The 10,770-nt window shown below is 67.9% G+C and carries 11 protein-coding genes; 8 read left to right on the plus strand and 3 right to left on the minus strand.

Annotated features, from left to right (window positions below):
* Positions 1-328: 328 nt before the first annotated feature.
* Positions 329-850, plus strand: coding sequence for an outer membrane beta-barrel protein (locus tag FG94_RS15940; protein ID WP_036213686.1), 522 nt, complete (start codon positions 329-331; stop codon positions 848-850).
* 14 nt (positions 851-864) lie between these two features.
* The gene (locus FG94_RS15945; protein WP_036213688.1) at positions 865-1,371 is read left to right on the plus strand and encodes an outer membrane beta-barrel protein; all 507 of its coding nucleotides are present in this window, start codon (positions 865-867) and stop codon (positions 1,369-1,371) included.
* A gap of 57 nt (positions 1,372-1,428) precedes the next feature.
* On the opposite strand, the gene FG94_RS15950 is transcribed toward FG94_RS15945, so the two are convergent.
* The gene (locus FG94_RS15950) at positions 1,429-2,055 is read right to left on the minus strand and encodes a TetR/AcrR family transcriptional regulator (RefSeq protein ID WP_036213691.1); all 627 of its coding nucleotides are present in this window, start codon (positions 2,053-2,055) and stop codon (positions 1,429-1,431) included.
* A gap of 90 nt (positions 2,056-2,145) precedes the next feature.
* Between FG94_RS15950 and FG94_RS15955 the strand changes: the two genes are divergently transcribed.
* Genes FG94_RS15955 through FG94_RS15970 form a run of 4 tightly spaced genes read left to right on the plus strand, consistent with a single transcriptional unit; the run spans position 2,146 to position 5,987 of the window.
* A complete protein-coding gene (locus FG94_RS15955; RefSeq protein WP_051996819.1) occupies positions 2,146-3,648 on the plus strand; it encodes an NAD(P)/FAD-dependent oxidoreductase in 1,503 nt (500 codons plus the stop codon).
* On the plus strand, positions 3,645-4,454 hold the full coding sequence (locus tag FG94_RS15960) for an SDR family oxidoreductase (protein ID WP_036213692.1): 810 nt from the start codon (positions 3,645-3,647) through the stop codon (positions 4,452-4,454). Before FG94_RS15955 ends, FG94_RS15960 begins: the two co-directional genes overlap by 4 nt.
* On the plus strand, positions 4,451-5,410 hold the full coding sequence (locus FG94_RS15965; RefSeq protein WP_036213694.1) for an alpha/beta fold hydrolase: 960 nt from the start codon (positions 4,451-4,453) through the stop codon (positions 5,408-5,410). The genes FG94_RS15960 and FG94_RS15965 overlap by 4 nt, the downstream gene beginning before the upstream one ends.
* Positions 5,411-5,420: 10 nt before the next feature.
* Positions 5,421-5,987, plus strand: coding sequence for a GNAT family N-acetyltransferase (locus FG94_RS15970; protein ID WP_229445961.1), 567 nt, complete (start codon positions 5,421-5,423; stop codon positions 5,985-5,987).
* Here the strand turns inward: FG94_RS15970 and FG94_RS15975 are convergent.
* Together FG94_RS15975 and FG94_RS15980 are read right to left on the minus strand one after the other, a co-directional pair.
* On the minus strand, positions 5,984-6,421 hold the full coding sequence (locus tag FG94_RS15975) for a hypothetical protein (RefSeq protein ID WP_152571004.1): 438 nt from the start codon (positions 6,419-6,421) through the stop codon (positions 5,984-5,986). The genes FG94_RS15970 and FG94_RS15975 overlap by 4 nt on opposite strands.
* A gap of 68 nt (positions 6,422-6,489) precedes the next feature.
* On the minus strand, positions 6,490-9,711 hold the full coding sequence (locus FG94_RS15980) for a PAS domain-containing protein (RefSeq protein ID WP_036213700.1): 3,222 nt from the start codon (positions 9,709-9,711) through the stop codon (positions 6,490-6,492).
* A 158-nt stretch (positions 9,712-9,869) separates the two neighbouring features.
* Here FG94_RS15980 and FG94_RS15985 point away from each other — a divergent pair, with 158 nt between their 5' ends.
* Positions 9,870-10,313: a MerR family DNA-binding transcriptional regulator gene (locus tag FG94_RS15985; RefSeq protein WP_036213702.1), complete on the plus strand. Its 444-nt coding sequence runs from the start codon at positions 9,870-9,872 to the stop codon at positions 10,311-10,313.
* On the plus strand, positions 10,285-10,692 hold the full coding sequence (locus tag FG94_RS15990; RefSeq protein ID WP_036213704.1) for a helix-turn-helix domain-containing protein: 408 nt from the start codon (positions 10,285-10,287) through the stop codon (positions 10,690-10,692). Before FG94_RS15985 ends, FG94_RS15990 begins: the two co-directional genes overlap by 29 nt.
* The last annotated feature ends 78 nt before the right edge of the window (positions 10,693-10,770 follow it).

The raw sequence follows: 10,770 nt of genomic DNA on the forward strand, positions 1-10,770 counted from the left end.
CGACACGCGCCAGCCACGGTTTGAAGCTTGCCGCCTGCATTGCCACCTCCACTGTCGATCGGACAGTGGTTTGACATCGGTTCAGCTCAACAGTTCAAGATCTCCAACACCTAACGGTGACAGCGCCTTTTTTATTGCGCATCCTCCAACGACGATTTGATCGAATTGATCACATGGCAAACAAAATATGCATACACGGTTACATTTGCAAACATTATTTGCACATTTGTGCATAGTGAAAAATTGCAGTAAACGTATCCCAGCTGCAATAATTGCGCCGTGCTCGGGAATCGCCCCAGCGCATCAACGAAAGAAAGAGGCACATAATATGTTCAAGAAAATCGCAGCTGCCAGCGCCCTGCTCATCGCTTCCTCGGCCGCTTTAGCCGCCCAACCGAATACTTTCTACGCCGGCGGGGATGTCGGCAAGACCAAGGTCGACGACGTTTCCAAGCGCGACACCAGCGTCGGCGGCTTCGTCGGCTACAACTTCCACCAGAACTTCGCCGTGGAAGCCGGCTACCGCCGCCTGGCCGACTACGACATCTATGTCGGCAGCCCGAGCACCGCCTTCATGGAAGGCAGCGCGAAGCTTGACCAGGCCCACCTGTCGCTGGTCGGCAGCCTGCCGGTGGCGCAGAACCTCAGCCTCTACGGCCGCCTCGGCGTCAACCGCCTGGAAGCCAAGGTCAGCTCGGCCGGCTTCAGCGCCAAGGACTCCACCACCAAGGCCCTGTACGGCGTCGGCCTGAGCTATGCCTTCACCCCGGCCGTCTCGGCGCGCCTCGAAGTGCAGAAGCCTGCCAGCGACGCGACCAACCTGAGCGCCGGCGTCGCCTTCCAGTTCTGAAGAAAGGGAGCGCCATGTTCAAGAACATCGCAGTCGCAGCCGCCCTGATCGCCGCGTCCTCGGCCAGCTTCGCCGCCCAACCCGGCAGCTTCTATGCGGGCGCCGACATCGGCCGCACCAAGATCACCGATGTCGACGGTCGCGACACCAGTTTCGGCGGCTTCGTGGGCTACAGCTTCCATCCGAACTTCGCCGTCGAACTGGGGCAGCGCCGCCTGTTCGAGCGCGACTATCGCTGGGGCAGCGACGGTGCGAACCTGCGCGCCGACCAGACCTCGCTGTCGCTGGTGGGCAGCATGCCGATCGGGGAAAGTTTCAGCGTCTACGGCCGTCTTGGCGCGGCCCGCATCCAGGAGCGTTTCAGCACCGGGGGCTTCACCAACAAGGATTCGACCACCAAGGCGCTGTACGGCATCGGCCTGAGCTATGCGATCAGCCCGGCGATCGCGGCGCGCGTGGAGGTGCAGAAGATCTCCCAGCAGGCGACCAACCTGAGCACCGGTTTGTCCTTCCAGTTCTGAGCGGCTTCGCCCTCTTCCAAGCCCGGCGCTGCCGGGCTTTTTTGCGTCCCGGATGAACTAGGCAGCGCTGCGGCGCGGCGCCGACAGCACGGTGCCGAGCCGCAGCGCCGTATCGACCACGCTCTCGATCGCCGGTGCATAGCCGTTGTCGATCCAGCGCAGCGCGATGTGGATCACGCCGCCGACCACCCCGGCCTGGAGCAGCTCGTCGTCCGGTGCGCCGGGTGCGGCCACGATGCGCGCCACCTCGCGCCCGATCGCGCGCAGCGCCGCATCGAAGGCCAGGTCCACCGCCCGGCTGACGCCGCGGATCTCCACCAGGAACACCCGCGCCGACTGCGGCTCGCGCTGCAGCGCGGCGAAATAGGCATGCAGCATGGCGCGCGAGCGCGCGATGCGTCCGCGTCCCGCTTCCCTGGCGGCGCGCGTGATTTCTCCCAGGACTGAATAGGTCACGGCATTGAAGGAGTCGATCAGCAGCGCTTCGCTATTGGGGAAGGATTCGTAGAAGTAGCGCTCGGTCAGGCCGGCCGCCTCGCAGACCGCCTTGACGGTGGCCTGGTGGTAGCCGCGCTCGCCATAGACGGCAATGGCCGCGGCAATGAGGCGCGCGCGGCGGTCGGCGCGCCGCTCTTCCTGGGACAGCCCGCGGTAGGAGCGGGTGGTGGTGAGCTCTGCTTTCATGGCTACATTCTACACAGAAACTTGTACCCAAACTTGTCACCGTGATTCTGACAATGTACAGTGTCAATATAAAAAACACACCGAGACACCATGCATCCACCCGCATCCTCTTCTCCTGCAGCGGGCGCTGCGCAGGAAGCCCCGCTGGATGTGCTCATCGTCGGCGCCGGACTGTCCGGCATCGGCGCCGCCAGCGCCCTGCAGCAGGGCTGCCCCGGCAAGCGCTACGCCATCCTCGAGGCGCGCGAGGCCATCGGCGGCACCTGGGACCTGTTCCGCTATCCCGGCATCCGCTCGGATTCCGACATGTACACGCTCGGCTATGCCTTTCGGCCCTGGCTGGATGCCAAAGCGATCGCCGACGGCCCCGCCATCCTCGACTACGTGCGCGGCACCGCGCGCGAGCATGGCATCGAGCCGCACATCCGCTACGGCCACAAGGTGGTTGGCGCAAGCTGGTGCTCGAAAGACGCGCTGTGGACCGTGCAGGCGCGTTTGCACGACGGCACGACGCGCACGCTGCAGGCCCGTTTCCTCTACCTGTGCAGCGGCTACTACAGCTATGACGAGGCCTACCGCCCGCGCTTCGAGGGCGAGCAGGATTTCTCCGGGCGCATCGTGCAGCCGCAGTTCTGGCCCCAGGACCTCGACTACAGCGGCAAGCAGGTGGTGGTGGTCGGCAGCGGCGCCACCGCCGTCACGGTGGTGCCGGCGATGACCGACCGCGCGCTGCATGTGACCATGCTGCAGCGTACCCCGACCTACGTCGTGGCCCGGCCCTCGCGCTACCGCTTCGCCCAGCGCATGCAGGCTTTGCTCCCGCAGGGGCTGGCCTATGCGCTGACCCGCTGGCGCGTGCTCGGCGAGAGCATGTTCCTGTACTGGCTCGCGCGCAGCAAGCCGGACCTGGTCAAGCGCAAGATCGTCGAGATGGCCGGCCACCAGCTCGGTTCGCCGGAGGCGGCGGCACAGCACTTCACCCCGAGCTACAAGCCCTGGGACCAGCGCGTCTGCGTGGTGCCGGACGGCGACCTGTTCAAGGCGATCCGCCTCGGGCGCGCCTCGGTGGTCACCGACCGCATCGCGCGCTTCACCAGGGGCGGCATCCTGCTGCAATCCGGACGCGAGCTGGCGGCCGACCTCGTTGTGATGGCGACCGGCCTCACCCTGAAGCTGTTCGGCGGCGCCACCCTGGTGGTGGACGGGCGCGTGCTCGACCCCAGCCGCGCCATGTCCTACAAGGGCATGATGCTGAGCGGCGTCCCGAACTGCGCGCTGGCCTTCGGCTACACGAATGCCTCCTGGACCCTGAAGGCCGACCTGACGGCCGCCTGGGTGTGCCGCCTGCTGCGCCACATGGACGCCCGCGGCCAGGCCATCGCGGTGGCGCAGCGCGACCCGGACGTGCCGGAAGTCCCCTTCCTCGACTTCAATTCGGGCTACGTCGAGCGGGCCCGCCACCTGCTGCCCAAACAGGGCGCGCGCAAGCCCTGGCAGGTCTACCAGAACTACCTGCGCGACCTCCTGACCATCCGCTTCGGGCGCATCGAGGACGGCGTGCTGCGCTTCGGTCAGCCGGGAGCCATGCCATGAAGCTCGCCAATCGGGTCGCCGTCGTCACCGGCGCCGGCGGCGGCATCGGACGCGCCACCGCTTTTGCCCTGGCCCGGCGCGGCTGCCACCTGGCCCTGGCCGACATCGACGGCGCGGCGGCCAGCGAGGCAGCCAGGCAAGCCCGGGCGCTCGGGGTGCGCGCCTCCAGCCACCGCCTGGATGTGGCCGACCGCGCTGCCGTGCGCCTGCTGCCGGCCGAGGTGCTGGACCTGCACGGCCGGGTCGACCTGCTGGTCAACAATGCCGGTGTCGCGCTCGGCGGCAGCTTCGAGCAGGTGGCCGAAGAAGATTTCGACTGGCTCATGGAGATCAACTTCCATGGCGTGGTCCGGATGACGCGCGCCTTCCTGCCCCACCTGCACCGGAGCGACGACGCCCGCATCGTCAACCTCTCCAGCATCTACGGCATCGTTGCGCCGCCGGGCCAGAGCGCCTATGCGGCCAGCAAGTTCGCCGTGCGCGGTTTCAGCAATGCGCTGCGCCACGAGCTCGAGGGCTGTACGGTGGCGGTCAGCGTGGTGCATCCGGGCGGTGTGGCGACCGCGATCGCGAACAACGCGCGCGTTCCGAAAGACGCGCCGGAGCAGGACATCGCGCACGGCCGCGCGAGCGCGCAGCGCCTGCTGCGCATGCCGCCCGAGCAGGCCGGCGAGATCATCGTGCGCGGCATCGAGCGGCGCCGGGCCCGCATCCTGGTCGGCGGCGACGCCAGGTTCGTCGCCCTGCTCGAACGCCTGAGCCCCGTCCATTACTGGCGAGTCCTGAAGAAAGCGAGCGCACGATGAAGCTGCACCTCCTGCTGGCCGTCCTTGGCGGCTTCGCGCTGCTGCTCCTCCTGCTGGCCGCGTTCAGCCGCCGCACCGCGCGCCGTATCGAGGCCTTCCTGCCGCCCGCAGGCGGCTTCGTCGAGGTGGAAGGGGTGCGCCTGCATGTGCGCGACGAGGGCAGCAGCCCGGCCATCCTGCTGATCCACGGGCTTGGCGGCCAGATGGCGCATTTCAACTACGGCGCCGTGCGCACGCTGTCGAGCCGCTACCGCGTGCTGGCGGTGGACCGGCCGGGTTCCGGCTGTTCGACGCGTCCTGACGGGATGGCGGCGGACCTGTCGACCCAGGCGCGCGCCATCGCCGCGCTGATCGACCAGCTGGGACTGGAGCGGCCGACCGTGGTCGGGCATTCGCTGGGCGGCGCGACTGCGCTCACCCTGGCGCTCGAGCACCCGCGGCAGGTCGGCGCCCTGGCGCTGCTGGCGCCGCTCAGCCACGCGCCGCAGGCAGTGCCGGCCGTGTTCCGCTCGATGACCATCGAAACCGCCTGGCTGCGCCGCCTGTTCGCGGCGACGCTGGCGGTCCCGCCCGGCATCGTCACGAGCAAGGGCATCCTGCGTGAGGTATTCGGCCCGGAAAGCGCACCGCCCGACTTCGCGACCCGCGGCGGCGGCCTGCTCGGCCTGCGCCCGGGAGCATTCCTGGCCGGCTCGGCCGACGTGCAGGCCCTGGCCGGCCACATGCCGCGCATCGAAGGCCGCTACGGCGAGCTGCGCATGCCTGTGCACGTACTGTTCGGCCGCGGCGACCGCCTGCTCGACTGGCGCGCCAACGGCCAGGCGCTGGTGGGCAAACTGCCGGATGGGCGGCTACAACTGGTCGAGGGCGGACACATGCTGCCAGTGACCCAGCCGGAGCTCACCACAGGCTTCATCGAAGGCGTGGTCGCGGCGCGCCCGGTACTGGCAGGCTAATATGCCGCCCATGAACATCATCCAGACCCCACGCCTGCTGCTGCGCACCTGGGAAGCGAGCGACGCCCAGGCCTTCTGGGAACTGAACCAGGACCCGCGCGTGACCGAGTTCCTGCCCGGCCCGCTCACGATGGCGCAAGTGGAAGCCTTCATCGCCTCCCAGCAGGATCTGTACACGCGCAGCGGCGCCTGCTATTTCGCCGTCACGTTGGCGGCGAGCGGCGCACTGGCCGGTTTCGTCGGACTGAAGCGTCATGAAGCCGGGCTCCCATTCGCTCCCTGCACCGACATCGGATGGCGCCTCGCGGCCCGCTACTGGGGCCAGGGTGTGGCCGGCGAGGCGGCGCGCGCCTGCCTGCGCTTCGGCTTCATGGAGCTCGGACTGAGCGAGATCGTCTCCTTCACGGTACCGGCTAACCTGCGCTCGCGCGCGCTGATGGAAAAGCTGGGCATGCGCGAAGACAGCGGGGGCGCATTCGCGCACCCGGCCCTGGCGGCAGACCACCCGCTGTCGCGGCACCTGCTGTACCGCCTGCGCCGCACGGAAGCGCCGGCCGGCGCCGCTAGCACCGCCTAGCGCTCGCGCGGCGCGGTGCCCTGGTCGTACTGGTCGGAATCGGTCTGGCCGCTGGGCATGTTTCCCTGCTGGCCCGCCTGCTGGCCGGACTGCTGGCTCCCTTGCTGACCCGACTGGCGGCTGGCGCCGCTGCCCTTGCCGATCCCTTCCATCCCGGTCTGGATCTGGCCGCCCTGGCTGCCGCCGCTGAAGGCCTGGTCGGCCTCCTGGTGGGTGGTGTCGCCGGCGAGCAGATCGTCGGAGCGGCTGGCCGACTGCTGGCTGCCCTGATTCTCACTGCCCATCTGGCCGATATCCCCGGTGCCGCCGGCGCCCATGCTGCCGGCGCTGCTGGTGCCGTCGCGGGTTACCTGGTCGTAATTACGTCCTTTGGCGTCCTTGCCTTCGCTCTGCATCGACATGCTGGCCTCCTTGTCATGGAATAGGCGTTCCATGATAGCCCGGCCGGCGCCGCGCACCAATAGTCCGCGGCCGGAGCCGGCTGTAGGACCAGGCCGGCTGCTCAGGCCGTGACGCCCTGCTGGCCCAGGACCTGCACCAGGCTCTGCAGGTCGTAAGGCTTGCGCAGCACCACCGCATCCGGCCAGTTGGCTACCTCCCCGTGGCCGGTGGCGAACACGATGCGCACGCCCGGCGCGTTGCAGCGCGCCTGCGCCGCGAGTGCATCGCCCCACATGCCGGGCAGCTGCACGTCGGTGATCAGGACGTCGGTGCCGGCCGTGATCAAGGGCAGCGCCGCCTCGGCGTCGGGCGCCGACTGCACCCGGTGACCCAGGTGTTCGAGCAGCGCCGCGGTATTGGTGCGGATGCTCTCCTCGTCCTCGACCAGGACGATCGACAGGCTGCTGCTCCTGGCCTGCTGGTCCGGCGGTGACGGCGGCGCCTCGGGCCGGCGCTTCTGCCCGGCCAGCACCTGGCGGATGCGCCGCGCCAGGCGTTCACGGGTGTAGGGCTTGCCCAGCAGCTCGACGCCCGGATCCAGGCGGCCGCCGTGCACGATGGAATTCTCGGTATAGCCCGAGGTGAACAGGACCGCCAGGTTCGGCAGGCGTTCGCGCGCCATGCGCGCCAGCTCCGGGCTGCGCAGGCGCCCCGGCATCACCACGTCGGTGAACAGCAGGTCGATCGGCACGCCGCTGTCGATCACCGCCAGCGCACTGGCGGCGTCGGGCGCCTTCAGCACGCGGTAGCCCAGGCCGGACAGCATCTCGACCACGGTGGCGCGCACCGCCTCGTCGTCCTCGGCCACCAGGATGGTCTCGCTGCCGCCCACGGCCTGCTGCGACTCGAGCGGACCGAGCGGCTCCTCGGCGGCCGTCGAGCGCGGCAGGTAGAGCTTGACGGTGGTGCCCTGCCCCACCTCGCTGTAGATCTTCACGTGGCCGCCGGACTGCTTCACGAAGCCGTACACCATCGACAGGCCCAGGCCGGTGCCCTTGCCTTCTTCCTTGGTGGAATAGAAGGGCTCGAAGGCGCGGCTGGCGACTTCCGGCGGCATGCCGCAGCCGGTGTCGGTCACCGCCAGCATCACGTACTGGCCGGGAATCACGTCGCCGTGCGCGCGGCAGTACAGGTCGTCGAGGATCGCATTGGTGGCTTCGATCGTCATGCGCCCGCTGCCATCCATCGCGTCGCGCGCGTTGATGGCCAGGTTCAGCAGCGCGTTCTCGACCTGGGCCACGTCCACCGCCGTGTTCCACAGGCCGCCCGAGATCACCATCTCGATCTCGATCTCTTCGCCCAGCGAGCGGCGCAGCAGGTCTTCCATGTTCGCCACCAGGCGGCTGATCCTGATGACCTTGGGCTCGAGCGGCTGGCGGCGCCCGAAAGCCAGCAGGTAGCTGGCCAGCTTGGCGCCCTTGTCCACCGCCGAGCGCGCGCTCTCGATCCAGCGCGCGCAGTCGGCTTTGGCCGCGCCGCGCGCTTGCTCTGCCATCTGCAGCAGCTGCAGGTTGCCGGAGATAATCTGCAGCAGGTTGTTGAAGTCGTGTGCCACGCCGCCGGTCAGCTTGCCGATGGTTTCCATCTTCTGCGCCTGCTGCAGCGCCAGCTCGGTGCGGCGGATGGTCTCGAGCTGCTCGCGGTCGGCCGTGATGTCGCGTCCGATCGCATGGACGTAACGCTCGTCCGGGGCCGCGGTCCAGGACAGCAGGCACCAGCTGCCGTCCTTGCGGCGGTAGCGGTTCTCGAACTTGTTCACGTAGTTGCCCTGTCCCAGCGCCGCCATCTGGGCAATGGTAGAGGAGCGGTCCTCCGGATGCACCATCTCGAGGAAATTCTTGCCGAGGATGTCGGTTTCCTGCCAGCCCAGCAGCGCGCCGAAGGCGGGGCTGATCGCCTCGACCCGGCCGTCGAAGGCGCACACCAGCAGGATGTCCTTGGACAGCCGCCACATGCGGTCGCGCTCGGCCGTGCGCAGCGCCACCTGGCCCTGCAGGTCGTCGTTCAGGGCGGCGTAGCGCTGCGCCGTATTCTTCTGTTCCTCGATGTCGGTGTTGGTGCCGACCCATCCGGTCACCTGGCCGTCCTCGCCGCGCAGCGGCAGCGCGCGGTTCAGGTGCCAGCGGTAGCCGCCGTCGGCGCGGCGCAGCCGCACCTCGGCCTCGAACACGGTGCCGGTGGCCACCGCCTCGGTCCAGCGGCTGCGCAGCGCATGCAGGTCGCCGGGGTGCACCATGCGCCCCCAGCCATCGGCCACCAGTTCTTCGTGGCGGTAGCCGCTGTAGGCGAAGATCTTCTCGTTGAACCAGTCCAGGCGACCGGACGCATCGGCCGCCCAGACCTGGGCCGGCATGGCCTGGGCGAAGGTGCGGAAACGCTCCTCGCTCTCGCGCATCGCCTGCTCGGCGCGCACGCGCTCGGTGACGTCGTTGCCCTGCACGAAAATCCCGATGACCGAACCCTGCTCGTCGCGCACCGGCTGAAATACGAAGTCCAGGTAGTGCTGGCGACTGTCGCCGTCGGCGCCGGTCAGCCAGATCCCGGTGGCGGCGCCGGTATGCGGACTGCCGGTGGCATAGACCTGGTCGAGCAGCGCGACGAAGCCTTGCGAGGCCACTTCCGGCAAGACCTCGCGCACGCTGCGCCCGATGATGTCGGCGCGCTCCACCAGGCCGAGGTAGGCCTGGTTGACCAGTTCGTAGAGGTGTTCGGGGCCGGTGAGCATGGCCATGAAGCCGGGCGCCTGGGCGAACATGGCGCGCAGGCGGTCCTGCTCGCCGGCCAGGCGGCGCTGGGCGCGCACCTTGTCGGTGGTTTCCACCACCAGCGCCAGCACGCCGGCGACGCTGCCGTCGTCGGCCACGATCGGCGAATAGTCGAGGCTGAGCCAGACCTGCTCCGGTTCGCCGTGGCGGCGCAGGCACAGTTCGGCGTCCTGGTAGGACAGCGTGCCGCCAGCCATGCAGACCCGCATCACGTTGTCGTTGAAGTCGGCTTCGTCGGGCCAGCTCTCGCGCACGGGCACCCCCAGCTGCTGCGGATGGCGCTCGGCGGCGATGAGGGCGTAGCCGTCGTTGTAGATCATGACGCCGTCGGGGCCCCACATGCTCACCATCGGCATCGGCGAACGCAGGATCAGGTCGACCGTACTGCGCAGCAGCGGCGGCCATCCGGCGATGGGTCCGAGACTGGTGGCGCTCCAGTCGAATGCGTCGATGAGCTTGCCAAGTTCGCCTCCGCCCTGGGCGAAGGGTCTGGGTATTGCGACTTCCGGGTGCGCCATGCTGGTTCGTTTCCGTTTGTAGAACGGCAATTGTAATATCCCGGTGCATACAATGAAACACGAATGTGTCGTGTCATTACGCGCGCAAGACACAACCGATCCGCTGACGGTATGTACAATCCTGCCATCGCCCCACCCGGCACCCGCAGAAAGCATGCATGACACCCGATCTTCGCGCCCTGGTCGTCTTCGCCGATTCGTCGCTGCACCGCTCGCGCATCAGCCGCCGGATTGCCGATGCCCTCGTCGGCCTGCCCGGGGTCCAGGTACAGGACCTGTACCAGCTGTATCCGGATTTCTACATCGACGTGCGCCGCGAACGCGAGCTGCTCAAGGAGCTAGACTCTATTCGAACTTGGTGTGGGCGCAAGTGTCGAATGATCACTATGAAGTGCCGAATGATGACTATGGAAACCACATTGGGCATTGGACACGCAGCGAAACTGCTGGGAATCACGGTCAAGACGCTGCAACGCTGGGAGCTCGAGGGGCGGCTGGTCCCGGTGGCGCGCATCGCCATCGCCCGCCGGCGTAATACGGAGAGCCAGCGGCGTGAGGCGCTGGAGAGTAAGCATGCTGCTGGCGCACCGGATCAGGATTGATCCCACGCTTGAGCAGCGCGATTATTTCGCGCGCGCGGCCGGTACCGCCCGCCGGGTCTGGAACTGGGCGCTCGCCGAATGGCAGCGCCAGTCCGCCGCAGGCGGCAAACCGAACGCGATGGCGCTCAAAAAACAGTTCAACCGGATCAAGTACTCGGCCCCGGCCTGGCTTGACGAGAACGGCCAGCCCTGGCTGCGCACCGTCCACCGCGACGCCCATGCGCAGCCATTCGCCAACCTCGCCAGGGCATGGACCCGCTACTTCGAGCAGCGCCGTGCAGGAAGGCCGGCGTACCCGCCGGTATTCAAGAAAAAGGGCCGCTGCCGCGATAATGCCGTTCAGTTAAGACTGAACGGCATTTTTATTTTGTCGTTGTAAACGCGCGGCAACGCTGTTAACCTTCGTCGCCATGTTCGACGACACTCTACATTTCCTGGCGAATCACCTCGAGGCTCC

The sequence above is a fragment of the Massilia sp. LC238 genome (assembly GCF_000735635.1).
GTDB classification, from domain to species: Bacteria; Pseudomonadota; Gammaproteobacteria; order Burkholderiales; family Burkholderiaceae_D; genus Telluria; species Telluria varians.